25 protein-coding genes are annotated in these 25,497 nt (G+C 64.0%); 13 read left to right on the forward strand and 12 right to left on the reverse strand.

All coding sequences use genetic code 11. The annotated features are described in order from the left end of the window. Positions 1-39: 39 nt before the first annotated feature. The 3 genes from BM190_RS05655 to BM190_RS05665 all read left to right on the forward strand — a co-directional run bounded on the left by BM190_RS05655 (position 40) and on the right by BM190_RS05665 (position 2,441). Positions 40-846: a CoA transferase subunit A gene (locus tag BM190_RS05655; protein ID WP_177236926.1), complete on the forward strand. Its 807-nt coding sequence runs from the start codon at positions 40-42 to the stop codon at positions 844-846. After that, entirely contained in the window at positions 843-1,589 is a 747-nt protein-coding gene (locus BM190_RS05660; protein ID WP_092252638.1) for a CoA-transferase, read from the forward strand. The genes BM190_RS05655 and BM190_RS05660 overlap by 4 nt, the downstream gene beginning before the upstream one ends. 357 nt (positions 1,590-1,946) lie before the next feature. After that, positions 1,947-2,441, forward strand: coding sequence for a hypothetical protein (locus BM190_RS05665; protein ID WP_092252640.1), 495 nt, complete (start codon positions 1,947-1,949; stop codon positions 2,439-2,441). Positions 2,442-2,493: 52 nt separating this feature from the next. Here the strand turns inward: BM190_RS05665 and BM190_RS05670 are convergent, their stop codons facing one another. From BM190_RS05670 to BM190_RS05690, 5 genes are all read right to left on the reverse strand, one after another. Further along, positions 2,494-3,261 carry an amino acid ABC transporter ATP-binding protein gene (locus tag BM190_RS05670; RefSeq protein ID WP_092252642.1) on the reverse strand — a complete coding sequence of 256 codons (768 nt, stop codon included), beginning with the start codon at positions 3,259-3,261 and terminating at the stop codon, positions 2,494-2,496. A gap of 23 nt (positions 3,262-3,284) precedes the next feature. Continuing rightward, on the reverse strand, positions 3,285-3,977 hold the full coding sequence (locus BM190_RS05675) for an amino acid ABC transporter permease (RefSeq protein ID WP_018319862.1): 693 nt from the start codon (positions 3,975-3,977) through the stop codon (positions 3,285-3,287). Beyond that, positions 3,974-4,768 carry an amino acid ABC transporter permease gene (locus tag BM190_RS05680; RefSeq protein WP_092252644.1) on the reverse strand — a complete coding sequence of 265 codons (795 nt, stop codon included), beginning with the start codon at positions 4,766-4,768 and terminating at the stop codon, positions 3,974-3,976. Before BM190_RS05680 ends, BM190_RS05675 begins: the two co-directional genes overlap by 4 nt. A 62-nt stretch (positions 4,769-4,830) precedes the next feature. Next, positions 4,831-5,739, reverse strand: a complete 909-nt coding sequence (locus BM190_RS05685; RefSeq protein WP_092252646.1) for an amino acid ABC transporter substrate-binding protein — start codon at positions 5,737-5,739, stop codon at positions 4,831-4,833. Between the two features lie 29 nt (positions 5,740-5,768). After that, complete coding sequence (locus BM190_RS05690; RefSeq protein WP_177236927.1) at positions 5,769-6,929, reverse strand: aminotransferase class V-fold PLP-dependent enzyme; 1,161 nt, start codon at positions 6,927-6,929, stop codon at positions 5,769-5,771. Positions 6,930-7,163: 234 nt separating this feature from the next. Here BM190_RS05690 and BM190_RS05695 point away from each other — a divergent pair, with 234 nt between their 5' ends. Next, entirely contained in the window at positions 7,164-7,931 is a 768-nt protein-coding gene (locus tag BM190_RS05695) for an IclR family transcriptional regulator (RefSeq protein ID WP_092252650.1), read from the forward strand. A gap of 321 nt (positions 7,932-8,252) precedes the next feature. Here BM190_RS05695 and BM190_RS05700 read toward each other — a convergent pair whose 3' ends face one another. From BM190_RS05700 to BM190_RS05710, 3 genes are all read right to left on the reverse strand, one after another. Next, a complete protein-coding gene (locus tag BM190_RS05700) occupies positions 8,253-8,528 on the reverse strand; it encodes a DUF3303 domain-containing protein (protein ID WP_018319867.1) in 276 nt (91 codons plus the stop codon). 155 nt (positions 8,529-8,683) lie between these two features. Beyond that, positions 8,684-9,109: a YybH family protein gene (locus BM190_RS05705; protein WP_244550601.1), complete on the reverse strand. Its 426-nt coding sequence runs from the start codon at positions 9,107-9,109 to the stop codon at positions 8,684-8,686. Between the two features lie 1,058 nt (positions 9,110-10,167). Beyond that, positions 10,168-11,343, reverse strand: coding sequence for a patatin-like phospholipase family protein (locus BM190_RS05710; protein ID WP_092252655.1), 1,176 nt, complete (start codon positions 11,341-11,343; stop codon positions 10,168-10,170). A gap of 198 nt (positions 11,344-11,541) precedes the next feature. Between BM190_RS05710 and BM190_RS05715 the strand changes: the two genes are divergently transcribed. The 3 genes from BM190_RS05715 (at position 11,542) to BM190_RS05725 (ending at position 14,848) form a co-directional block, all read left to right on the forward strand. Then, on the forward strand, positions 11,542-12,321 hold the full coding sequence (locus BM190_RS05715) for an acetoacetate decarboxylase (protein ID WP_092252657.1): 780 nt from the start codon (positions 11,542-11,544) through the stop codon (positions 12,319-12,321). Between the two features lie 109 nt (positions 12,322-12,430). Next, on the forward strand, positions 12,431-13,447 hold the full coding sequence (locus BM190_RS05720; protein WP_092252659.1) for a transporter: 1,017 nt from the start codon (positions 12,431-12,433) through the stop codon (positions 13,445-13,447). A gap of 54 nt (positions 13,448-13,501) precedes the next feature. Next, on the forward strand, positions 13,502-14,848 hold the full coding sequence (locus BM190_RS05725; RefSeq protein WP_409362479.1) for a carbohydrate porin: 1,347 nt from the start codon (positions 13,502-13,504) through the stop codon (positions 14,846-14,848). Here the strand turns inward: BM190_RS05725 and BM190_RS05730 are convergent. The 3 genes from BM190_RS05730 to BM190_RS05740 all read right to left on the reverse strand — a co-directional run bounded on the left by BM190_RS05730 (position 14,845) and on the right by BM190_RS05740 (position 18,361). Further along, entirely contained in the window at positions 14,845-16,140 is a 1,296-nt protein-coding gene (locus BM190_RS05730) for an MFS transporter (RefSeq protein WP_092252663.1), read from the reverse strand. The genes BM190_RS05725 and BM190_RS05730 overlap by 4 nt on opposite strands. A gap of 114 nt (positions 16,141-16,254) precedes the next feature. Then, complete coding sequence (locus BM190_RS05735) at positions 16,255-17,451, reverse strand: acetyl-CoA C-acyltransferase (protein ID WP_092252665.1); 1,197 nt, start codon at positions 17,449-17,451, stop codon at positions 16,255-16,257. Between the two features lie 139 nt (positions 17,452-17,590). Next, on the reverse strand, positions 17,591-18,361 hold the full coding sequence (locus BM190_RS05740; protein ID WP_092252667.1) for an enoyl-CoA hydratase: 771 nt from the start codon (positions 18,359-18,361) through the stop codon (positions 17,591-17,593). A 153-nt stretch (positions 18,362-18,514) separates the two neighbouring features. On the opposite strand from BM190_RS05740, the gene BM190_RS05745 reads away from it, so the two are divergent. Further along, on the forward strand, positions 18,515-19,048 hold the full coding sequence (locus tag BM190_RS05745; RefSeq protein WP_018319877.1) for a PaaI family thioesterase: 534 nt from the start codon (positions 18,515-18,517) through the stop codon (positions 19,046-19,048). 64 nt (positions 19,049-19,112) lie between these two features. After that, positions 19,113-19,730, forward strand: a complete 618-nt coding sequence (locus BM190_RS05750; protein ID WP_092252669.1) for a TetR/AcrR family transcriptional regulator — start codon at positions 19,113-19,115, stop codon at positions 19,728-19,730. A gap of 110 nt (positions 19,731-19,840) precedes the next feature. Here the strand turns inward: BM190_RS05750 and BM190_RS05755 are convergent, their stop codons facing one another. After that, positions 19,841-20,749 carry a LysR family transcriptional regulator gene (locus tag BM190_RS05755; RefSeq protein WP_092252671.1) on the reverse strand — a complete coding sequence of 303 codons (909 nt, stop codon included), beginning with the start codon at positions 20,747-20,749 and terminating at the stop codon, positions 19,841-19,843. Positions 20,750-20,851: 102 nt separating this feature from the next. On the opposite strand from BM190_RS05755, the gene BM190_RS05760 reads away from it, so the two are divergent. The 4 genes from BM190_RS05760 to mmsB are packed head-to-tail and all read left to right on the forward strand — an operon-like array spanning position 20,852 to position 25,495. Then, positions 20,852-22,348 (forward strand): CoA-acylating methylmalonate-semialdehyde dehydrogenase, encoded by a 1,497-nt coding sequence (locus BM190_RS05760; RefSeq protein ID WP_018319880.1) that lies wholly within the window; start codon positions 20,852-20,854, stop codon positions 22,346-22,348. A gap of 22 nt (positions 22,349-22,370) precedes the next feature. After that, entirely contained in the window at positions 22,371-23,516 is a 1,146-nt protein-coding gene (locus BM190_RS05765; RefSeq protein ID WP_092252673.1) for an isobutyryl-CoA dehydrogenase, read from the forward strand. Then, positions 23,513-24,580 (forward strand): enoyl-CoA hydratase/isomerase family protein, encoded by a 1,068-nt coding sequence (locus tag BM190_RS05770; RefSeq protein WP_092252676.1) that lies wholly within the window; start codon positions 23,513-23,515, stop codon positions 24,578-24,580. The genes BM190_RS05765 and BM190_RS05770 overlap by 4 nt, the downstream gene beginning before the upstream one ends. Positions 24,581-24,586: 6 nt before the next feature. Next, a complete protein-coding gene (mmsB, locus tag BM190_RS05775; RefSeq protein WP_312012759.1) occupies positions 24,587-25,495 on the forward strand; it encodes a 3-hydroxyisobutyrate dehydrogenase in 909 nt (302 codons plus the stop codon). Positions 25,496-25,497 lie beyond the last annotated feature (2 nt).

Consider the following 25,497-nt stretch of genomic DNA (forward strand, 5'->3'; position numbering starts at 1 on the left):
CACGGCGTGTTGATGGGGACCCGAGGGAGAGGTGAAGACATGACAGACTTCGTAACGCCGCGAGAGATGGCGGAGATGATACCCTCCGGGTGCAAGCTCGGCCTGGCGCCGGACGACTACGCCGCGGCCCCCGGACTGGTCCGGATGCTGATCGATCGCGGCATTCGCGATCTTCATGTGGTCTGCGCGCCGATTGGCGGCATGCAGGTCGATATGCTGATCGGCGCCGGCGCCGTGGCGACGCTGGAGACGAGCGCCGTCAGTCTCGGCGAAGCGGGCGGCGCGCCTTGTTTCAGCCGGGCTGTGCGCGACGGATCCATCCGCCTCCGTGATGCCACTTGTCCGGCGGTGTTCGCAGGGTTAACGGCCGCGGAGAAGGGGGTGCCGTTCATGCCGATCCGCGGCATCATCGGCAGCGACGTCCTGGAGAAGCGCGACGACTGGAAGGTGACGTCCAATCCGTTCGATGACGCTGAGAAGATCGTCGTGGTCTCGGCGATCCAGCCCGACATCGCCTTGTTTCATGCACCTGAAGCGGACCGGTTCGGCAACGTCAGGCTCGGGCGCCGGCGCGAAACGATGCTGCTGGCCCATGCGTCGAAGAAGGCTTTTGTGACCGTCGAGCGCATCTCCGAAGTGTCGCTGCTCGACGACGAGAAAATGGCAGCGGGCGTGCTGCCCGCAATCTACGTGAGCGCGGTGGCGCAGCTCGAGAAGGGTGGGTGGCCGACCGGGCTCTACGCCGAATATCCCAGGGACGGGCAGGAAATCGAGAAATACGCGCGCGCGGCGCGCTCGCCGGAAGGCTTCCAGGCCTACGTTCGGGGCCTGGGGAGCGCGGCATGAGCGAGGCGTGCACCAGCCGTGAGTTGATGATCTACACGATCTCGCGGCTGCTGAAGGGCGTGCGGCATGTTGCGGTCGGTCAATCCTCGCCGATGCCGGCGGCGGGAGCGATGCTTTTGCGTGCGCTCAACCAGCGTGACGGATTGGAGCACGTGCAGGTCTCGATCCTGGGGTCGGTCAAGCACAATTCCTTCACCGGCGGTGCCGAGGAGCTGTTCGATTGCGCCGCGCAGGGACGTCTCGACGCCTTCTTTCTCGGCGGCGGCCAGATCGACGGCCGGGGCAACGTCAACCTTGTTGGCACCGGCGACTATCCGAACAATCCGGTCAGATGGCCCGGCTCATTCGGCTCCGCCTATCTGTATTTCCTGGTGCCGCGGGTCATTCTGTTCCGTGAGGAGCACAGCTTGCGATCCCTGGTGGAGCGCGTGGACTTCGTCTCTGCGCCTGGAGTTACCGACGAGACGGTCTATCGGCGAGGCGGTCCTCATGCGCTGCTGACCAATGCGGCGCTGTTTTCCTTTGACCGGGAGGCGGGACGTTTTCGCCTCGAGAGCACCCATCCGGGATATGGTTGGCGCGACATTCGAGGCACAACCGGCTTCTCGTATGACAACGAGCAATGCGAGGTCACGACGCCCTTGCCGGACGAGGCGACGTTGTCCTTGATCCGGGGCCGAATTCGCGAGGAGCTGCGGGAGTGCTATCCCCAGTTCGCGGGCAACATGCCCGGTCCGGGGTGAGGCGGGTTTCGCTCCGATCTGCCGCGACTCTCTCCCGCTTGCAGGCAGGGCAAGCGCATTTGGCGACTTCTCTGTGGCCATCCTTCGAGACGCCCGCCGTTGGCGGGCCCTCAGGATGAGGACGGAGTGTGCGGCAGCACTCTTAACGAGCTCCGATGCCGCTTAGCCTCATCCTGAGGAGACCGCTGAAAGCGGTCGTCTCGAAGGGCGAGGCGCGCGCTCAGGTCGCCAAGTACCAAAATGCCGATTGCGGCAACGTTCGGACAATCTCTGCAACGTTTCTATACATCTTCGACAACTTCCCGCGACTGTTCGGGCGTAGAACGCGCTCGGACTTTTCAGATCGGGATTGATGGAATGCGATTGAAGTTTTCGGCGGCGCGCATGGGCATCGGCGCGGCCTGCCTCGTGCTTGGCGGCGTCAGCCCATTGTGCGCAGAGCCGGTGTTCGACAGCCTGGCCGGTGCCTGGTCGGGCATCGGCACGATGAAGCCGTCGGACGGTCCGCGAGAGAAGGTTCGCTGCAAGGTGGCGTACAACGTGACCAGGCCGGGGCGGTCGTTGACACTCGACCTGCGCTGCGCGAGCGATGCGTACAAGATGGTCCTGTCCGCGAACATCGAGCAGAGCGGGACGGAGCTTTCCGGCAACTGGTTCGAGAGCGAGTACCGGCAGGGCGGCAAGGTCTACGGCACCAACAAGGACGGCCTCATCGAGGCGCGAATAGAGGGAAATACGGTGGCCGCGCTGGTGACGATCCAGACCAGGAGCAACCATCAGTCCTTCCTGATGGAGGCACCGGGCTCTTGGATGGCGGAAGTCGCGATCGAATTGAACAAGGATGTGAAGTAGCCAAACACCAAATCAAAGCGCGATGACGATTCATCCTGATCTCATCGCGCCTTTAGTGGATGATCTGGTTCAGAAAGCCCTTCGCTCGCTCCGTGCGGGGAGCCCGAAAGAATGTTTCCGGATCTGCCTCCTCGACGATGCTTCCGCGATCCATGAAGACCACACGGTCGGCAACCTCGCGGGCGAAGCCCATCTCGTGTGTCACGCAGACCATCGTCATTCCGTCCCGCGCCAACTCGACCATGGTGTCCAGCACTTCCTTGACCATCTCGGGATCGAGCGCGGATGTCGGTTCGTCGAACAGCATGATCTTGGGCTGCATGCACAGCGCTCGGGCGATGGCAACGCGTTGCTGCTGACCGCCTGACAATTGTGCAGGATATTTGTCCGCCTGATCCTGAATGCGAACCTTCCGCAGCAAGCCCAGTGCGCGATCGCGGGCATCTGCCTGCGAAATGCCGCGAACCTTCATCGGGGCCAGCATGCAGTTCTCGGCGACCGTGAGGTGCGGAAACAGGTTGAAACTCTGAAACACCATCCCGGTTTCGCAGCGCACGCTGTTGATGTCGGCGAGGCGGTTGCTCAGTTCGGTGCCGTCCACGATGATCCGGCCTCCGTCGTGCTTCTCGATATGGTTGATGCAGCGGATCAGCGTCGACTTGCCGGAGCCCGAAGGTCCGCACAGCACGATCTTCTCGCCTTTGCCGACGCTGAGATTGACGTCGTTCAGCGCGGTGAATGCGCCGAACCGCTTCACCAAGCTCTCGACGACGACGATCGCACCGGACTGTGCGGCATTGCTGGAGGTCTCTCGATGCATGTTCGTCTCCCGGACTAGAGGCGTTATCGCGATGTGGCGAGCGCGTATCGTTTGCGAAGGACAGCGACACACTGGGAAGCTGCCGAGCTGATGGCGAGATAGGCCACTGCGACGACGAGGTACATTTCGACGAGGCGGCCGTTGAGCTGTGCAAGCTTGGAAGCGGCACCCAGAAGATCCGTCAGGGAAAGGACGTAAACGAGCGAGGTGTCCTGAAAGAGGATGATCGTCTGGCTGAGGATGATCGGACTGGCCACGCGCAGGACCTGCGGGAGGACGATGTGGCGGTAGGTGTCGTAGGTGGACAGCGCGAGCGCTTGGCAGGCCTCGAACTGGCCCTTGTTCACCGCTCGCAGCCCGACACGGATGATCTCGGAGTAGTAGGCGGCCTCGAACAGGCCGAAGGTGATGAAGGCCGTATAGGTGGCGCCGATCGGAATCGGGCGGCCGTTGCCGCTGAGATGCCCAAGCACGATCGGCACCAGGAAGAAGAACCAGAACAGGACGAGGATCAGCGGAATCGATCGGATGACCGCAACGTAGCCGCGGATGATCTGGGCGAACACCGGAATCTCGAAATGCTGAACGAGCGCCAGGCAGGTTCCGAGAACCATGCCGATGACGAATGCGGCGGCCGTGAGCGCAAGCGAGAAGAGCAGGCCCGACCAGAGATAGGGCCACGATTGCGTTACGATCGAGAAATCGAGGGTGTTCATTTCACGACCTCCATGGCGTTGGGCACGGCGCCGCCTTGCCGCATCTCAGTGGCCAGATCCTCGTCAGTCCCGGGCTTGACGGGAGCGCTGCCCGGAATGCGGACGGCTTTGTCGATGAGGGTCATGGCCTGATAGGCGACCAGCGCCAGACAAAGGTAGATGATCGTCGCTGCGCCAAATGCCGTAAATGTCTGGAACGTGGCCTCGCTGATCTGGCGCGCCTGGGCGGTCAGCTCCATCAAGCCGATCGTGAGGGCGACGGAGGTGTTCTTGTAGATGCCCATCACCTCGCTGGTGAGGCTCGGCACGATGAGGCGCAAGGCCTGCGGCACGATGACGTATCGATAAGTGAGATAGCCATTGAGGCCGAGAGCGTTGGCCGCTTCGATCTGTCCCCTTGGGAGCGCTTCGATGCCCGCCCGGACCTGCTCGGCTATTCGGGACGCCGTGTAGAGTCCCAGGCAGAGGAGCGCCGGGAAAAACGACGCCCAGGGTGGCGGGATCTGCTTGATGGCATCGCCCAGCGCGCTGGGCACGACCTCCGGGAAGACGAAGTACCAGAGGAACATCTGCACCAGGACAGGGATGTTCCGGAATATCTCGACATAGAGCCGGGCCGGGACGGAGAAGAAGCGATTCTGCACCGTGCGGCCTACGCCGACGACCACACCGATGCCGAAGGCGATCCACCAACCGAAGAAGGCCAGGGCCAACGTCCAACCGAGACCCGACAGAAGCCAGTCGATATAGCGCTGGCCGTCCGCCGTCTGTTCAAAAAGCACTCCGAACATCGCGAGCCCTCAGGTTGCAGGTGCGAACGAGGATTTCCGTGCGGGACGGTCAGCTCCGTCAATCAGTCGACAGCATCGCTGGGATGCGCGATCCGCGCCATCAACTCGTCCGTGAGGGGGAATGCGAGGTTCTCACCCTTGGGCGGAATCGGCTTGGTGAACCATTTCGCGTAGGTCTTCTCGAACTGGCCGGATGCCATTTGCTTGGAGAGGACGTCGTCGACGAGGCCCTTGAAGCCGGCATCACCCTTCGTGAACATCAATCCATAGTAGATCTTTGCGTAGCCCTCGGGAAGGAACAGGAGCGCGTCCGGATTTGGCGCGGCGGCCTTGAGCCCGGCGAGGAGGATATCGTCCTCCATGAAGGCGGCCGCACGGCCGGTGTTCAACATCAGGAAGGATTCCGCATGGTCCTTGGCCTGGACGATGTTGAGGCCGAGTTGCTCCCTAGCGTTGACGCTCTGCGCGAAACCGACTGCGTTGGAGCCTTGGGTGACGACAATCGTCTTGCCTTTCAGGTCGCCGGCGGTCTTCACGCCGCTGGTGGCCTTGACGAGCCATCGCGGTTGGCTGACGAACGTCGCGACCGAAAACGAGACTTGTTCCTGCCGCTTCTTGTCGTTCGCGGTGCCGCCGCACTCGATGTCGACGGTCCCGCTCTGGATCAGCGGAATCCGGTTCGAGGAGTTCACTGGCGTGTAGTTGACTTTGAGGTTGGGCAACTTCAGCTCCTCCTTGATGCGATCGACGATCGCCGCGCAGAGATCGAGCGAGAAGCCGATGGGCTTCTGATCGGGCCCGAGGTACGAGAACGGTATGGAAGCCTCGCGGTGGCCGATCGTGATTGCGCCGCTGGATTTGATCTTATCGAGCGTCGGGCTGTCGGCTGCCGCGGAGGGACTTGGGCTGACGGCCAGGAGGACGGCCAGGAGTCCTGAGAGGCGTCCGAGCATCTGAACAAGCGTCTTCATGGTTTTTCCCTTCCCATCGGTTCTCGAGGTCAAGCTGCGGCGGAAGGGCGTCCGAGCCCTCGCCGGCGGATGACGTCGATCAGGCGATCGATGTCGGTGGCGGTGTTGAACATGCCGAGTGAGACGCGAATGCCATCCCGTTCGGGCGACACGCGCACACCGTTCTCCTCGAAATGGCCAAGCCAGTCCGATGCCGGCAGGGCGATGACGTAGATGTGCGGAGCGCGATGCTTGCGCTCGCGCGGGCCAACGAGGCCGACGCCCAGCTCGTCCAGGCGCGTGATCAGGTGATCGCCGAGGTCGAAGCAGTGGTTCTGGATGTTCTGGATCCCGATCTGCTCGATCATGTCGAGCGAAGCACTCAGCGCATGGACCGCGGGCAGATTGAAGTTGCCGAGCTCAAAGCGCCTGGCGGCGGGCGAGGGCGCCATTCTGTCGGCACGCGCGATGAGATCATCAGGGACCTCGGCGAGGCTCGCGGCCGCCAGATAGGCCGGCTCCAGCTCTTTGAGCGTCTTGTCCCAATAGAGAAGCCCGAGTCCTTGCGGAACCAGCAATCCCTTGTGGCTGCCGGAGCCGATGAAGGTTGCGCCAATCGCCCTCGCGTTGACCGGCACCACGCCGATTGCCTGCATCACGTCCACCACGAAGTAGAGCTTCTTCCTGCTGCACATCGCGCCGACGCTCTCGATGTCAAAGCGGTGACCGGCGTGGAAGGTCACGTGCGACATCGAGATCGCACGCGTGTTCTCGTCGATGAAGGGCGCAAAGCTGTCGGCATCGACGACGTCAGTCATCGGGATGAAGCGGACCTCGACGCCCTTCCGTTGCAGGTGGAGGAATGCGTAGGCGTTGTTCGGATGATCGCCGTGGATCATCAGGACATTGTCACCGGCCCGGAGCGGCAGTGCGTTTGCCGCGACATTCATGCTTTCCGACGTGTTTTTCGTGAAGGCGATTTCATCCGCCGTCACGCCGAGGAAGCGAGCGACCTTGGCGCGGGTCTGCTCCACCCGGTCGAGCCAGACGCTCTTCGGTCCGGCCGTCTCGAAGCCCTCGCGAAGGAAGAGCTCGATCGCGGCCTTCACCGGGCGTGCAAGCGGGGTTTGAAACCCGGAGTCCAAATAGACCATCCGCTCGACAGCGGGGAATTCCTTCCTCACGGCGTCCACGTCGTAGTGACGAGACATGCACATCTCCTGTTGGCGCCCCGCCAGCGACTTGGCTCTCGGCCAAGCGGCGGAGCGAGATTCTGGGAACGGCGAGACTGCGTTGCACAATTTCTGGTCAGTCACCGGCCGCGCCGAGAATATGAGCTTTAGGAGTTTCGACAAACTTATTTTTCGATTTTCAATATCTTTCATTCCGAAAAATGATAATATCATGCGAAATCTTGATTTCGCTAGCTAATTTGGCCGGGGGCAATGACGAAGCGCATTCAGAAGGACGGGCCATTGGATCGTGCTTTCGCGATCGTTCGGCACGTCGCCGACCAGCGCAAAGCCGTCTCGGCGGCCGAGATCGCAAAGGCTCTCTCGCTGCCGCTGCCGACGGCGCACAGGTTGATCGGAAATCTCGAGGACCGCGGACTGCTTCAGAAGGCGTTGGGGACCAAGCGTTACGTTGTCGGAAACCAGCTCGTCACACTGTCCGCGACCGTCATCGGAGCGGCCTTCCGCACCGCGCGACGGCACGCGGTGCTTCGGGCGGTTGCGGGAGAGATCGGCGAACAGTGCGAGATTGGCGTCGTCCGCGACAATGTCGTTGCCTATGTCGACAGCGTTCGCGTTTCGGAGCCGCAAGGCCTTCAGTTCAATCCGGGAGAAGCGGCGCCGCTACACTGCACGTCGACCGGAAAGATCTACATGAGCAGACTGCCTGAGCGGACGAGGGCGAATTTGTGCCGCGCACTCCCTCTGACCAGATACACGGACACGACGATCGTCGATGTCCACGGACTGATGAAGACCCTCGAGGACACGCGGCAGAAGGGCTGGGCCAAGACAAACGAAGAATACGTCAAGGGCGTTGTGGGGTGCGCCGTCCCCATTCTGTCACCCGATCGAGAATTGATCGCTTGCCTGGGCGTCTCGGTGCCGGTGGCGCGCGTGAGCTTCGTCGAACTGGACCGGTTCATCGCGCCGCTTCAAAAGGCAGCCGCCCTGTTGTCGGAGACCATTCTGCAGGATTGAGGACGAAGATGGCGCAAGTGCCCAATGATGGCATCAGCGGTCTCGCTGGCGCGCCGGTTCTCCTCATGATCTGGCTGGGCCAGCACGAACGGCCGCGCGCCAATCGACCGCTCGAGCGATGGGAGATTCGGCCCCTGTCTGAGCGCTAAAGCATGAGTCGGAAAAGTGCGCAGCGGTCTTCCGAAAAGATCATGCTCAAACAACAACTCAAAGCGCGATGACGAATCATCCTAATCGCATGCGCTTTAGCGGCGACTTCACCACGGTTGAACACGTCACCACCGCCGGTTTCAGCGGCGGCAGCGACGTGAGTATTGATGATCAACGCTTGGGGAGCGACGCCATCACCTCGCCCGCGTCCCCGTCCTCGAGGCAGGGCGTGACGGTCAACGGGAGCAGGTCAGACCATTGCGCGAGCCAACGATACATGGCTTTTGGATCACTCGATTCAGAGATCGCAAATCCCTGTCCATTCATGCCATGCCAGCGACCCAGCATCTTGACGCCCTCGGGTGGTGCGCCACCGGTCTCGAGAAAGCGGGCGACGGCTGCATTGAAGGTGCCTTGAGGTACGCTCCAGGTGGTTATGAATTTCATGCGATTCTCCCATGACTAGAATTATCGGATGAATGTCGCGGCTGCGCCGCATGCGCACGATAGCGCCTGCGTATCGAATGACAACGGCGAATGAACACGCGCGTCGGTTTGATCACTCCTGCTTCTGCGCAAGCGCTGGCTTGGAGGTAAGACGGCTACTTGCCGTCGTTCCAGATGTCGGTGGCGAGCTTCCAGTCGTTTCCGACCTTCTCCCAGACGACGACATACTTTCCGGTCACGTCCTGCGGTGTCGATCCCTTGGTCTTCAGGACGAACGTGCCGATCTCACGGGCCGCGGAAGAACCGAGTGACTTGACATCCACCGTTGTGAGCTTCGGATCGCTCACTTGTTCAGCCATGCTTTTCCACATGACCTCGATGGCTGGTCGGCCCTGCACCATCGCGGAGCCGGGCGGGAGCGCGGTCGCATCGGCACTGTAGAGGGACGCAATCCCGGAAAAATCTCCCTTGTTGAACATCTCTATCCATTTCGCGTTGTTTGCTTCGATCTCGGCCTTCTGAGCCAAAGCCGGCGCGCTCAACGAGATCACGATTGCAATCGCCGATGCAATGTTGCGCATGATCATCTCCAGACTCAATGTACGATACAGATACAGGGGCAGTCGTCTGTCTCGAAGTGGATGCATTGAATGGTCCATCCCAGACCGGGGAAGACGCAACAGCAATTCCGGAGAATTACCGTCAGCACCGTTGACGAAGCTGCGCAGTGGAAATTGACGGGCAATTGACCTGACGAGTACTCCATGTCGCGGCTCGAACGCTTGACCAGGCGCGCGCTCGCCGCCCGTCGGGCAAAACACCCCTGTCAATCCCTCGACGCAAAAACATTCCTATTTACCGAATTTCGGATATGTCGTATCAATGGCCCATCCCGCCCGTCGCAAGGGGCGTTTCGCGATCGTCACGAGACGCGGGCCGGGAGGCGGTGGCCGCGACGGCGTCGGCGCGCTGGGCTGGCTGCAGGGCGGGAATCCCGTGAGCAGCAGCACGCGCGATACGACACGGCGCTGACGGCGTCCTCGGTTCGGCCTCGATGGTGAGCGCACGCAAGCCATCGGGGACAGGAACGGGGATGTGCGCGGACGGCAAAATCGTGTGGTCCTGACGCCCGGGGTCTGTGCGTCAAGTGTTGCGGTGATGTTGCGGCCCAACCGGGTTCGTACATCAGTCATCCGCAAGGCGACGGGGGCAATAGTGCATCGCTCCCCGGGGAGAGCGCGACATAAGCCGTAAAGCCATTCGCGCAGGGAAGGCCGGTCGCACGGCTACACCTGTAGTCCACCCCGTGCGCGTCTTGTTCGCACACGGGACCGCGGGTGCCAGCCGGCGCCCGGCCTTCCCTGCGCCCTTTCTGAACAAGAAGGGCAACGAAGAGAGCAAAGCTCAGGCGAAATGAGCCGCGAGATTGCGACAGTGTGTCTTCTGAATGGATCATGTTTTATGGGCAGTCTCGTGCCCCGGACGTAGCGCGGCGTCCCCCTGGCGATGCAAAGCATCGTCCAGAACGACGATGCGGCTGCAGAGCCGGGGCCTATGTTGCGACGGATCGCGCAGTGTCTGGGTCCCGGCTCTGCGCAGCAATGCTACGCATTGCAGCGCGTCCGGGACACGAGGGCTCCTACGCGCTCTCCGTCTCCCGGTGCACGTCGTGCACCACGAGGCCCATGCCTTCCTCCGGCATCTTGATCCAGTCGCGGCGCTTCAGGGTGCGCTTGGTGTCCTCATAGCCGCTGGTCCAGTGCTCGCGCATCGAGGTGCCCGAGAATTCGTGGTCCTTGGCGTCGCCCTCATAGGCCTTCTGCTGGTAGATCAGATGCAGGATCGCGATCTCCGGCATGTGGCACAGGCTCGCCTTCAGCTTGCGCTCCTCGTCGGACAGCTGCTCGTCCGGCAGCTTCGCCAGCGCCTTGTGGAGCAGGACCTTGAGATTGTGGGTGCGGCGATAGACGTCCGTGTTGTGGCGCGTGCGCGAGGAATACATGATGTCCTTGTGGCGGGCCATCACGTCCTGGATCGAGCGCGGCAGCACGCCGCGCGCGCTGAACAGGTCGACCTGGAACACCAGCGAGTTGAGCGCATCCTCCTGGTCGAGCAGATGCTGCAGCGGTGTGTTGGAGACGATGCCGCCGTCCCAGAAATGATCGGTGCCGATCCGCACCATCGGCAGCGCCGGGGGCAGGGCGCCGGAGGCCATGATGTGCTCCGGCTCGATCTCGTCATGGGAATTGTCGAAATAGATGAAATTGCCCGAGAGCACGTTGACTGCACCGACCGCGAAGCGGACCCTTTTCTCGTTGATGAGATCGAAGTCGACCAGCTCGAGCAGGCTCTCCTTCAGCGGCATCGTGTCGTAATAGCTGGTCGCGGTGCGCGCGCCGACCGGGCTGAACCAGGGATTGACCTGGTGCGGGGTAAAGAAGCCGGGCTGGCCCATCGCCCAGGTCATCCAGGCGCTGGTGAGGTTGCGCCACTGGCGGAAGACGTCGCCGTCAGGGGTGTAGTGCCAGATCTTGCGGTTGGTGATGCGCTCCCAGAAGATGCGCAGCGCCTCGAGCCGCTTCTCCGGCTTGTTGCCGGCGATGATGGCGGAGTTGATCGCGCCGATCGAGACGCCGCAGACCCAGTCGGGCTCGATGCCGGCCTCGTGCAGCGCCTGATAGACGCCGGCCTGGTAGGCGCCGAGCGCGCCGCCGCCCTGCAGCACCAGCGCGACGCGATCGCAGCGCTCGGGCCGCCAGCCCCGCGAGGGCGCCTGATGTGTCTGATATGTCGGTTGCGACGTGCGGGCGTCCATGGCGATGCCTCCTGCTTGCGCCAGACGATTGCGTCCCGTGGTGACGGCGTGATGACAAGGCGGCACCGATGCAGCGCCGGCAACGCAGACCGACCACGCTGCAACGGCAGGGGTCGTGCGGCTGACGGAAAAGCTTCACATCGCAGTCAATGAGGATCGCTAGCAATTGCCGCCGATCAGGATCACAGGAGACCTGCGATGCGTAGCGAAGACGTGCTGAGACTTCCGTCCATGCCGGCGGCGGGGCCGAGCTATCCGGCCGGGCCGTATCGGTTCGTCAACCGCGAATTCCTCGTCATCACCTACGAGACCGATCCGGAGCTGATCCGCGCCGGCCTGCCCGAGCCGCTGCAGCCGATCGACCAGCCGATCGTGCATTACGAATGGATCAGGATGCCTGACTCCTCCGGCTTCGGCAGCTACACCGAATCCGGCCTCGTCATCCCCGCGCGCCTCAATGGCGAGGAGGTCAATTTCGTCTCGCAGATGTATCTCGACGACGATCCGCCGATCGCCGCCGGCCGCGAGATCTGGGGCTTTCCCAAGAAGTACGCACATCCCAAGCTCGAGATCGTCAAGGACACGCTGACGGGCACGCTGGAATATGCCGGCCAGCTCGTCGCCATGGGCACCATGGGCTACAAGCACGAGAGCATGGCCGGCAACGGCGATCTCACCCGCGCCACGCTGTCGAAGACGCAGATCAATCTGAAGATGATCCCGGGCGTCGACGGCCGTCTCGAGGTCTGCCAGCTGGTCGCGATCAACCTCGTCGACATCGTGCCGAAGGGCTCCTGGATGGGGCCGGGACGGCTGCATCTGGTGCCGCATGTCAACGCGCCGGTCGCGGATTTCCCGGTGCGCCGCTGCCTCGGCGCGCATCACTACATCGCCGATCTGACGCTGCCGTTCGGCCGCGTCGTGCACGACTACATCAGGCAAGCCGAGGCGGCCGCGACCGGGCTGGCGGCGGAATAGGGCGGCATCATCAAACTGTAACACTGGCGTAATTGAGTACCGCCTGGGTCCGGAAGATGCCGTCAGCCATCGTCCGGAATGGGGCAGTTGTTGGCGGTTGGGGTTGGCCATGGCTGAGCCGGCAAAGCTTGTCAGCGCCTTATCGAGCACTGATCCCGCCATTCCCGGCCTGGTCTGGGCCTTTCGCCTGCACAGCGACGGCAGTGCCGAGGCGCTGCCGATCGACCAGCCGATCGAGTTCAGCCATGACGGCCGGCTCTGGCTGCATTTCAACCTGACTGACGCGCGGGCACGGCCTTGGATCGGAGCGTCGCAGCTGCCGCCGCTGGCGCGCGAGCTGCTGCTGTCGAGCGACACCTTCCAGCAGCTTCACGTCATCGACCACTGTGTCTACGGCGTATTCTCCGACCTCGTACGCGAGATCGACAGCGCGACGGAGGAGACCGCGTTCCTCCGCTTTGCCATGACCGAGCGGCTGCTGGTCTCCGGCCGCCACCAGGCACTGTGCTCGGCGGACGCCACGCGGCGGGTGCTCGAAGGCGGCTACCGCGTCGACAACGTCGCTCATCTGCTCGAAAAGATCGTCGACGAGGTCGCCGACACGCTGGACCGGATGGCCGACAAGCTCGGCCAGGAGATCGACGATATCGAGGAGCGCATCCTCGCCGATGACGCCAGGCCCGAGATGCGCCGCAACCTCGGCCGGCTCCGCCGCACCTGCGTGCGGCTGCATCGGCAGCTCACGGGATTGCGCACGCTGTTTCACCGTCTCGATCAGAAGAACACCGATCATTTGTCGCCGGCGTTGCGGATCCAGGCCGGCAAGCTCGCGCAGCGGCTCGATGGCCTCGATCACGACATCGTCGAGCTGCGCGAACGCAGCCGCCTGCTCGAGGAGGAGCTGCGGTTCAAGAACGAGGAGGAGAGCAATCGCCATCTCCACACCCTCTCGATCGTGACCTCGCTGTTGCTGCCGCCGACGCTGATCACCGGCATCTTCGGCATGAACACCAAGGGCCTGCCGTTGACCGAGGTCGAGAGCGGATTCCTCTGGGCAGCGGTGCTGATGGCCTCCTCGGTTGCTGCGGCCTATCTCTTCATGAGGCGCACCGGTATCTTCAAGTAGCGTGTGTCGATGGTGAGTTGGGCGACCCAAATATCCGTAGCGGCCGCGATTGCGATGGCCTGCACGGCGACGAGCGCGCGCGCCGGCGCCAAGGACGAGAGCGCGGCCGCATGGCTGTTTCCCAAATGGTTCAACGCGTGGCATGACGGCCTTGCCGGCAAGGGCCTGAATTTTGGCGCCACCTATATCGCAGACAATATCGCCAATGCCGCCGGCGGCGTGAAGCGCGGCGCCATCCATTTCGGCCGGCTCGATCTGTCGGTCGATGCCGACCTCGACAAGCTGGTCGGCTGGACCGGTGGCCGCTTTTACGCCAATGCCTTCATCATCTACGGCCAGGGCCTTTCCCGCAACTACGTGATGAACCTCGCCACCATCAGCGAGATCGAGGCGCTGCCGGACCAGCGGCTCTACAATGCCTATTTCGAGCAGAGCTTTTTCAATGACCGCCTGAACATCCGGGCCGGCCAGCAGGCCGCCGATGTCGAGTTCTTCGACAGCCAGACCGACGACCTCTTCGTCAACGGCACCTTCGGCTGGCCGGCGATCAAGGCCAGCAACCTTCCGGCCGGCGGCCCGGCGCCGCCGATCGCGGTGCCCGGCATTCGCATCAAGGCCGCGCTGACCGACAAGATCACCGCTTATGGTGCGGTGTTCAACGGCGATCCGTCAGGGCCCGGCGATGTCGATCCGCAGCTGCGCGATCATCATGGCCTGGCATTCCGCATCAACGATCCGCCGTGGGTGATCGGGCAGGTCCGCTTCAACTACGCCATCGATATCGGCGGCCGCCCGCTCGCCGGCAATTTCACGCCGGGTGCGTGGAAGCATTACGGCTCGTTCGACAGCCAGCGCTTGACGGCGGAGGGGATGTCGATCGCCGATCCCGGCGGCAGCGGTATTCCTGCAAGGCTCAAAGGCAATTACGGCATCTTCGCCGTGATCGAGCAGGTGCTCTATCGCCCGCCTGAGGTCACCGAGACCAGCACGTCGGCCTCGCTCCCCGGCATCACCGCGTTCGGCCGCATCGCCTACAGCCCGCCGGACCGCAATCTGATCGATCTCTATATGGACGGCGGCATCGGCTTCGTCGGCTTCACGCCGGGCCGTCCGCTCGACCGGTTCGGCGTGGCGATGGCCTACATGCGGATCTCGAACACTGCGCGCAATCTCGACGTCGATACGCAGGCCTTCACCGGCATCCGCAGCCCGGTGCGCAGCAACGAGACACTGATCGAGATGATCTACGAGGCGCACGTCAAGCCGGGCTGGTTGATCGCGCCATACTTCCAATATGTGTTCCGCCCCTCGGGCGGAATTCAGAACCCGAACGATCCCAGCGGTGTTTCGCGGATCGGTGACGCCGCGGTGTTCGGCGTCACCTACACGATCCGGTACTAGGCCGAGGCCGCCGCCGGCTGTAGTTTCGGCTGCCGCGACAGCGCCAGCACGATCAGCGAGGCGAACACGCAGAGCGCGCCGGCGATGAAGAACGCGGGCAGGTAGCTCTCATAGACCGTCCGCGAGAGACCAGCGCCGAAGGCGGCGGTCCCGGCGCCGAGCTGGTGGCCCGCAAAGATCCAGCCGAACACCAGATTGGCGCGCTCGGGCCCGAACTTTTGCGCGGTGAGGCGCACCGTCGGCGGTACGGTTGCGATCCAGTCGAGACCGTAGAACATCGCGAAGATTGACAGGCCGTAGAACGAGAAGTCGCTGAAGGGAAGGAAGATCAGCGAGAGCCCGCGCAGGCCGTAATACCAGAACAGGAGATAGCGATTGTCATAGCGGTCCGACAGCCAGCCCGACATGATGGTGCCGAAGAAGTCGAAGATGCCCATGGCCGCAAGCAGGCTCGCGGCCTGCACTTGCGGGATGCCGAAATCGAGGCACATCGGGATCAGGTGCACCTGGACGAGGCCGTTGGTGGAAGCGCCGCACACGAAGAAGGTCGCAAACAGGATCCAGAATGCAGTCGACTTCGAGGCGTCGCGCAGCGTGCCGAGCGCCACGCCCGTGATCGAGCCGTGGCTCACAGGCGGGGCGGGCAGGGGCTCGGTGCCCTCATCGCCGAACGGACGCAGACCGACATCGCTCGGCCGGTCGCGCATCGCGAGCAGGACGGCCAGCGCGGAGACGGCGAGCATGATGCAGACGAAGCCGAGCGCGAGCCGCCAGCCATAGCGTTCGGTGAGGCTTGCGAGCAGCGGCAGGAACACGAGCTGGCCGGTGGCGACGCTCGCGGTCATGATGCCGACGACGAGGCCGCGCCGTGCCGCGAACCAGCGCGTGGCAATGGTTGCGCCGAGCACCAGCGCGGTCATGCCGGTGCCGATGCCGATCACCACGCCCCACAGCGCGACGAGCTGCCAGACCTCGGTCATGCCGAGCGAGAGCACGAGCGCCGAGACAACGATTAGCTGTGCCGCCAGCGTGACGTTGCGCAGGCCGTAGCGGTTGAGCAGGGCGGCCGCGAATGGCGCCATCAGTCCGAATAGGATGAAACGGATCGACAGTGCGGAGGAGATCTGCGCCGTGCTCCAGCCGAACTCCTTTTGAAGCGGAACGATGAACACCCCGGGCGCGCCGACCGTGCCGGCGCTGATCAGCGCGGCGAGGAAGGTCACGCCGACCATCACCCAGCCGTAATGAATGTTGCGGCGGGACAATGCTGCCGCGAGCCAGTTCGAGATCATTGGGCCTCAATGTGGTTTGGCGAGCCCGGGTCGGACTCGCGTCATGGTTCCAGTCTGGCATGGGGAAGGGAAGTCTGAAATGACAGACTTCCCTCTATTTCGGACACCCGCGCGTCAGCGCGCCAGCCGCTCCACCGCGATCGCCGTGGCTTCGCCGCCGCCGATGCAGAGCGCGGCGATACCGCGCTTGAGGTTGTTCGCCTCGAGCGCATGCAGCAGCGTCACGATCAGCCGCGCGCCGGTGGCGCCGATGGGATGCCCGAGCGCGCAGGCGCCGCCATTGATGTTCAGCTTATCTCGGGGAATGCCGAGATCGCGCTGTGCCGCCATCGCCACCACGGCAAAGGCCTCGTTGATCTCGAACAGATCGACGTCGGAGGCAGCCCAACCGACCTTGTCGAGCAGCTTGCGGATCGCCGGGATCGGCGCCGTGGTGAACCATTGCGGCTCCTGGCTGTGGGTGGCGTGGCCCTTGATCTCCGCGAGAACGGGCAAGCCGCCCCGATCGGCGAGCGAGCGCTTCGCCAGCACCAGCGCCGCGGCGCCGTCAGCATTGGCGGAGGAGGCGGCCGGCGTGATGGTGCCGTTGGCGCGGAACGCCGGCTTCAGGCCTGGGATCTTGGCCGGATCGACCTTCAGCGGATGCTCATCATTGGCGACGATGCGGGGACCGGCCCTTTCCGCGAGCGTGATCGGCGCAATCTCAGCCTTGAACGCGCCGCCCTCGACCGCCTTGCGGGCGCGGCTCAGCGTCTCCATCGCATAGGCGTCCTGGTCCTTGCGGGTGAACTGGTACGTCTCCGCGGTGGCCTCGCCGAAATCGCCCATGGAACGGCCGGTCTCGTAGGCGTCCTCAAGGCCATCCATCATCATGTGGTCGATGATGCGGTCGTGGCCGACGCGGTAGCCGCCGCGCGCCTTGGCGAGGAGATAGGGCGCGTTGCTCATGCTCTCCATGCCGCCGGAGACGACGATGTCGGCCGAGCCGGCGCGAATGATGTCGTGCGCCAGCATGGTTGCCTTCATGCCGGAACCGCAGACCTTGTTGACCGTGGTCGCGCCGGTGGCGTCGGGCAGCCCGGCCGCGCGCGCCGCCTGCCGCGCGGGCGCCTGGCCCTGGCCGGCCGGCAGCACGCAGCCCATGAAGACCTCGTCGACTTTCTCGGGCGCGAGTCTTGCGCGCTCCAGCGCCGCGCCGATCACGTGTGACCCGAGCTTGTGCGCGGGAAGAGGCGAGAGCTCGCCCATGAAGCGGCCGAGCGGGGTGCGGGCGGCGGAGACGATGACGACGGGATCGGCGGCTTCGGCCATGATGGGACTCCCTGGCGATGATGTGTAGGATTATGATCATCATATGATGCGCCGCAAAAAATGCAACCGCGACGGGGATGAGAAATTGTCTGGGCTCGGATGAGATTTGGTCGTGCGGTTGAGGAGGGGTGGCGCGCTCCTACCGCTTCCTGTTCACGAACGCCTGCATCAGCCGCGTCGGCTCGTCCGTGAGGAACGACTCGCCGAACACCTTGACACTCAGATTCACCGACTCCGTTAGCGGCAGCTCCTCCCATTGCCGAAGCAGCGCCTTCTGCGACCGCAGTGCCTCGGGGCCGCATGCGAGCAGTGCGTTCACGAGATGCTCGATCTCGGCATCCAGTCCGCCCTCAAGTGCCACCTTGTCGACCAGCCCCCAGGCGAGCGCGGTGGCTGCGTCGATGTTCTCCGCCGTCATCACCAGCCAGCGCGCTCGGGCCCAGCCGATCAGGCGCGGCAAGAGCGCTGCGTGGATCACCGAGGGGATGCCGACGCGCACCTCCGGCATGCCGAAATGCGCATCATGCGCGGCAATCCGGAAATCGCAGGCGGCCGCCACTTCGAGGCCGCCGCCGAGGCACCAGCCGGGCATGCGGGCGATCACCGGTGCCGGGAATTGGCGCACCGCTTCGCAGAGATCGCGCAGGCGGCTGATGAAGGCCTCCGCCGATTTCTGCTCGAGCTTGGCCATCTCCTTGATGTCGGCGCCGCCGATCATGCTCTTCTCGCTCTGGCCGCGCAGCACCACGACGCGGATGCTGCGGTCGGATGCAAGCCGATGCAGGCCTTCGCGCACGGCGTCGGTCACCGGCGAGCCGAGAATATTGAGCGGGCCGGCGTTGCAGATCGCGACATGAACGACCCCGCGCGTATCGCGCGTCACGCCGCAGTGGTGGTTGAGCATTTCCATCGTGGCATCTCGAAGGTTTCGTGGACCGGCGCGAGGCGCGCGGGTCGGTGCCACTTCCGGGCCGAAACGTCCTTGTTGTCAAGCGGGGTGGGGGCGAGTTGCAAGTGCGAAGTCCGTCGCATAGTATGACATATATCATACAAAAGGGATCCCATGACTGAAGCCGACCAACTCGAACTGTTTTCGCCCGCGCAGCGGCGCGAGCGCGTGGTGGACTGGCAGGTGCCGGCGCCGGTCGCGAAAGTCGCGATGGGCCTGTCGGGCATGGACGCCATGCTGGGCATTCGCGACGGCCGGCTGCCGCCGCCGCCTTTTGCAAAACTGATCGGCTTCAATGTGGGGGTGGTCGAGCCGGGTCGGATCGTCATGGAACTGGAGCCGCGCGAGGATCTCGAAAACACCATCGGACTGATTCACGGCGCGACCGCAGCTGCGCTGCTCGATACCGCGATGGGATGCGCGATCTCGACCCGGTTGGAAGCCGGGCAGAGTTCCGTGACGCTCGACCTGAAAATGACCTTCCTGCGTCCGCTCTCGGTTCGCTCGGGCCTGATCTCGGCCGAAGGCAGGGTGATCAAGCTGGGGCGGCAGACCAGCTACACCGAAGGCTTCGTCCGGGACGGCAAGGGCGCCCTTGCGGTGCACGCAACTGCAACGTTTTCCATGATCGGAAGCAACTTAACATGAATTAATGCACCCTTTTCGTCATTTGCGTGTTATGAGATGACCATCGACATTCAATGAGAACCGCATGCGCTACTCCCGGGAACACAAGCAGGAAACCCACGACCGCATCGTGAGGAAGGCCTCCGTGCGGCTGCGCGAAAAGGGCGCCCATGGCATCGGCGTCGCCGACCTCATGAAGGAGGCAGGCCTGACCCATGGCGGCTTCTACGCGCATTTCGATTCCCGCGAGGCGCTGGTGATCGAGGCGTTCGGTTATGCGATGGACCGCTCGATGGAGCACTGGCGCAAGATCACCGACGAGGTTTCGCCGGACAAGCGGCTGGCGATAATCGCGGAGGCCTACCTGTCGGCGCTGCATCGCGACAATCCCGGCCATGGCTGCTCGATTCCCGCTCTCGGTGCCGAGATCGCCCGCGAGAGCCCGAAGGCGCGAAAGGCATTTGCCGGCAAGCTCGACGAGATGATCGAGCAGCTGGCGGACAACATTCCGAACATGCCGCGCAAGGCCGCACGCAAGCAGGCGGTCGCGACGCTGGCGACGATGGCCGGCACCATGCTGCTGGCCCGCATTGCCGGGTCGAGCGAGCTGTCCGACGAGGTGTTGAAGGTGGGCCGGGACAGTGCGCTGGAGGGCACGAAGCGCGAGCCGAAGGCGGCGGCGATGAAGAAGGTGAAGACCTAGGCGAGGTGCCGTAGGGTGGGCAAAGCGAAGCGTGCCCACGACTTCGTCGCTATCGAAGAGAGATGGTGGGCACGGCGCTTTGCGCCTTTGCCCACCCTACGGGACCGTCGCTACCGCCCCGCAAACAGCGCCCGTTCGCGCTCGACGATCTCGCCGATGTAGTCCGCCACCGCTCTGATCCGCGCCAGATCCTTGCTGTCGGCGTGCATCAGCATCCAGAACGTCCGCGTGATCGAGATCTCCTCGGGCAGCACCGGCACGAGTTGCGGATAATCGCTCGCCATGAAGTGCGGCAGCACTGCGATGCCGAAGCCCGAGAGCGTGGCGTTGAGCTGCGCAATCAGATTGGCGCTGCGGAAGCGCGCGGAGATCCGTGGCGACACCTGCGGCAGATAATCGAGTTCCGGCGTGAACAAGAGCTCTTCGATGTAGCCGACGAAGCGGTGCTGCGGCAGATCCTGCCGAGAGGTGATCGCGGGGAAGCGGTCGAGATAGCCAGGTGCGGCGTAGAGGCCGAGGCGGTAGTCGAGCAGCTTGCGGCCGACGATGCGGCCTTCCTTCGGCATGGTCAGGCTGATGGCGATGTCGGCCTCGCGCTTGGAGAGACTGAACAGCCGCGCGGTGGCCACAAGTTGCAGATCGAGATCGGGATACCGGTCGGCGAAGGGGGCCAGCCGCGGTGCCAGGAAGGCCGTGCCGAACCCGTCGGGCGCGCCGATCCGCACCGTCCCCGTCAGACGCGCCACCGAGCCGCCGACCTGCTCCTGGTTGGCGACGATGGTCGATTCCATGGCTTCCGCGCTGTCGGCGACGCGCTGGCCGGCCTCGGTGAGGAGGTAGCCGGTCTTGCGCCGGTCGAACAGCTTGGCCGACAGGTGCTTTTCCAGCCGGTCGACGCGGCGGATCACCGTGGCATGGTCCACTCCGAGCTGTTTTGCCGCAGCCGACACCGAGCCGCCCCGCACGATGGCCAGCACGAAGCGAAAGTCGTCCCAATCGATAGCGCCTTGATCCAGCATTTTCGCACATCTATGGTGCATTATCTCAGACTTGAATCCTATAAAATGCAGGTCGATAGGATTTGTCAAAGCGTTCAAGCTCGGCCTCAAGGAGATCATTCCATGCGTTCAGTCGGACATTTCATCGGTGGCAAGGAAGTAAAGGGCACCTCTGGCCGCACCGCCGACGTTTTCGAGCCGATGACCGGTGACGTCCAGGCCAAGGTGGCGCTGGCGTCCAAGGCGGAGGTCCGCGCCGCCGTCGAGAACGCCCGCGCGGCACAGCCCGAATGGGCCGCGACCAACCCGCAGCGCCGCGCCCGCGTCATGATGAGATTCGTCGAGCTGGTGCAGCGCGACTACGACAAGCTGGCCGAGCTGCTGGCCCGCGAGCACGGCAAGACCGTGCCGGACGCCAAGGGCGACATCCAGCGCGGCCTCGAGGTCGCCGAGTTCGCCTGCGGCATCCCGCATCTGATGAAGGGCGAATACACCGAAGGCGCCGGCCCCGGGATCGACATCTATTCGATGCGCCAGGCACTCGGTGTCGTCGCCGGTATCACGCCGTTCAACTTCCCGGCAATGATCCCGATGTGGAAGTTCGCGCCCGCGATCGCCTGCGGCAACGCCTTCATCCTCAAGCCCTCCGAGCGCGATCCCGGCGTGCCGATGCTGCTCGCCGAGCTCATGATCGAGGCAGGCCTGCCGGCCGGCATCCTCAACGTCGTCAACGGCGATAAGGAGGCGGTCGACGCCATCCTGGACGATCCCGATATCAAAGCCGTCGGCTTCGTCGGCTCCACGCCGATCGCGCAGTACATCTATGAGCGCGCCGCCCAAACCGGCAAGCGCTGCCAGTGCTTTGGCGGCGCCAAGAACCACGCCATCATCATGCCGGATGCCGACATGGACCAGGCGGTCGACGCGCTGATCGGTGCGGGCTATGGCTCGGCGGGCGAGCGCTGCATGGCCGTCTCGGTCGCGGTCCCCGTCGGCAAGTCCACCGCCGACCGTCTCATGGAAAAGCTGATCCCGCGGGTCGAGAGCCTCAAGATCGGCACCTCGATCGATCCGTCCGCCGATTACGGCCCGCTGGTCACGCGCGAGGCGGTCGAGAAGGTCAAGGGCTACATCGACATCGGCATCAAGGAAGGCGCGACGCTCGCAGTCGATGGCCGCGGCTTCAAGATGCAGGGCTACGAGAACGGCTTTTATCTCGGCGGCTCGCTGTTCGACAACGTCACCAAGGACATGCGGATCTACAAGGAAGAGATCTTCGGCCCCGTGCTCTCGGTCGTGCGTGCGCACGACTACAAGGAGGCGCTGGCGCTGCCGTCGGATCACGACTACGGCAACGGCGTTGCCATCTTCACCCGCGACGGCGACGCCGCCCGCGACTTCGCGGCCAAGGTCAATGTCGGCATGGTCGGCATCAACGTGCCGATCCCGGTGCCGATCGCCTATTACACCTTTGGCGGCTGGAAGAAGTCGGGTTTTGGCGATCTCAACCAGCACGGTCCGGACTCGGTCCGCTTCTACACCAAAACCAAGACGGTGACCTCGCGCTGGCCGTCCGGCGTCAAGGAAGGCGCGGAGTTTTCGATCCCGCTGATGAAGTGATCCCCTTGAGAGCGAGGCTCATATGCAGTTCGCTCTGAACGAGGATCAGATCGCGGTTCGCGACATGGCGTTGGCGTTTGCGGCGGAGAAGATCGCGCCGCACGCGCTGCGCTGGGACGAGGAGAAGCATTTCCCCGTCGACGTGATGCGCGAGGCCGCGACGCTTGGCATGGGCGGCATCTACATCCGCGAGGATGTCGGCGGATCCGCGATGACGCGGTTCGACGCGGCGCTGATCTTCGAGGCGCTGGCGACGGGCTGTCCGACCACTTCGGCCTTCATCTCCATCCACAACATGGCGAGCTGGATGATCGATGCCTTCGGCAGCGACACCCAGCGCCACACATGGCTGCCAAAACTCTGCACCATGGAGCTGATCGCCAGCTACTGCCTGACCGAGCCGGGCGCGGGCTCGGATGCCGCGGCGCTGCGTACGCGCGCCGTGCGCGATGGCGATCACTACGTGCTCAACGGCCAGAAGCAGTTCATCTCCGGCGCCGGCGGCACCGATCTGCTGGTCGCGATGGTGCGCACCGGCGGCGATGGCCCGGGCGGCATCTCGACCCTCGTCATCGACGGCAAGACGCCGGGCGTCTCCTTCGGCGCCAATGAGCGCAAGATGGGCTGGAACGCGCAGCCGACCCGCGCCGTGATGTTCGAGAACGCCCGCGTGCCGGTGGCCAATCGCCTCGGCGAGGAAGGCATCGGCTTCAAGATCGCGATGGCGGGCCTCGATGGCGGCCGCCTCAACATCACCGCGTGCTCGTTGGGTGGTGCGCAGACCGCGCTCGACAAGGCGCGGGCCTACATGAAGGAGCGCAAGGCGTTCGGAAAGCGTCTCGACGAATTCCAGGCGCTGCAGTTTCGCCTCGCCGACATGGCGATCGAACTGGAAGCCGCGCGTACCTTCCTGTGGCGCGCCGCTGCGGCGCTGGACCGCAAGGACCCTGATGCCACCATGCTGTGTGCGATGGCAAAACGCTTCGGCACCGACGTCGGCTTCGAGGTCGCCAACCATGCGCTGCAGCTTCACGGTGGCTACGGGTACCTCAGCGAATACGGCATCGAGAAGATCGTGCGCGATTTGCGTGTGCATCAGATCCTCGAAGGCACCAATGAAATCATGCGGCTCATCGTGGCGCGCAAACTGATCGAGGGCGCGCGATGAGTTCAGTGGAAGAGGGCGATCTCGTTGCCCGCGTCGAGGGCGCGGCCGGCGTGATCAGGCTCAATCGTCCGAAGGCCATCAACGCCGTCACGCTGGAGATGTTTCGCGACATCGACAAGGCGCTCGACCGCTTCGAGGCCGATCCGGCCGTCACGGTGATCGTGCTGGAAGGCTCCGGCGAGCGCGGCCTCTGTGCCGGCGGCGACATCCGCACGCTCTGGGAGAGCTCGAAGGTCAACGGCGACCTCGGCAAGATACTCTGGCGCGAGGAATACATCCTCAACGCCCGGATCAAGAAATTCCCAAAACCATATATCGCCTTCATGGACGGCATCGTGATGGGCGGCGGTGTCGGGCTCTCCGCCCATGCCAGCCATCGCATCGTCACCGATCGCACGAAGCTGGCGATGCCCGAGGTCGGGCTCGGCTTCTTCCCCGACGTCGGCGGCACCTATCTGTTGTCGCGTTCGCCGGGCGAGGTCGGCACTTACTTCGGCCTGACCGGCCAGACCATGAACGGGCCCGACGCGATCCACGCGAAATTCGCCGACGCCGTGGTGCCGGCGGCGAAATGGCCGGCGCTGCGCGAGACGCTGACCAGGCTCCGTCAGGGCGTGACCGCGGCTGAGGTGACCAAGCTCATCAACAGTTTTGCGACCGGCGAGACTGCGGGCCCGGTCGCTGCAAAAGAGCCTGCTATCGACGCATTGTTCGGCTTCGACCGCATGGAAGACATCTTTGCTGCCCTGAAACGCGACGGCTCCGAATTCGCGCTGGCGACGCTGAAGACGCTCAACGAGAAATCGCCGCGCGGCATGGTGGTGACGCTGAAACTGTTGCGACTGGCGCGCGAGGCGTCGAGCCTGGAGGAATGCCTGGTGCGGGAATACCGTGCCGCGCTGGAGGTGTTTCGCAGCGATGATTTTCGCGAGGGCGTGCGCGCGGCCGTGATCGACAAGGACCGCAACCCGATCTGGTCGCCGCCACGAATTGAGGATGTGACGCCGCAAATGCTTGCACCGTATCTCGCAGAGATCGGCGCCGACGAGCTGAAGTTCAACTAATCAACGATTGAAGCGGAGGAAACGACAATGGCCACGATCGCGTTCATCGGTCTCGGCAACATGGGCGGCCCTATGGCGGCCAACCTCGTGAAGGCCGGCCACAAGGTCGTCGCGTTCGACCTCGTCGAAGCCTCGCGCGCGCAGGCCAAAGCCGACGGCGCCAGCATCGCCGACAGCGCCGCGGGCGCGGTGAAGGGCGCCGACGTAGTCGTCACCATGCTGCCGGCCGGCAAGCATGTGCTCGGCGTCTGGAACGAGGTCCTTCCCGCGATGACCAAGGGCGCGCTGGTCATCGACAGCTCCACCATCGACGTCGAGAGTGCGCGGCAGGCGCATGCGCTCGCCGGCAAGCACGGTGTGCTCTCGGTGGATGCGCCGGTCTCCGGCGGCACCGGCGGCGCCAAGGGCGCGACGCTCACCTTCATGTGCGGCGGCGAGGAGAGCGCATTCGCCGCGGCAAAGCCCGTGCTGGAGAACATGGGCAAGAAGATCGTGCATTGCGGCGGCGCCGGCGCAGGGCAGGCGGCCAAGATCTGCAACAACATGATCCTCGGCATTTCCATGATCGCGGTGAGCGAAGCTTTCGCGCTCGGCGAGAAGCTCGGCCTCTCGCACCAGGCGCTGTTCGACGTCGCCTCGACTTCGTCGGGCCAGTGCTGGTCGCTGACGACCTATTGCCCGGTGCCGGGCCCGGTGCCGACCTCGCCGGCCAACAACGACTACAAGCCGGGATTCGCCTCGGCGCTGATGGTGAAGGATCTGACGCTGGCGCAGGACGCCGCGAAGGCGGCCGGCGCGGCGACGCCGCTCGGCAAGCATGCGCAGGAGATCTATCAGTCTTTCGACGCAGCCGGGCAGGGCGGGGTGGATTTTTCCGGAATTATCAAGCACGTTCGCAGCCTCGCTGGAAAATAGCG

The sequence above is a fragment of the Bradyrhizobium sp. Rc3b genome (assembly GCF_900114915.1).
Classification (GTDB): Bacteria; Pseudomonadota; Alphaproteobacteria; order Rhizobiales; family Xanthobacteraceae; genus Bradyrhizobium.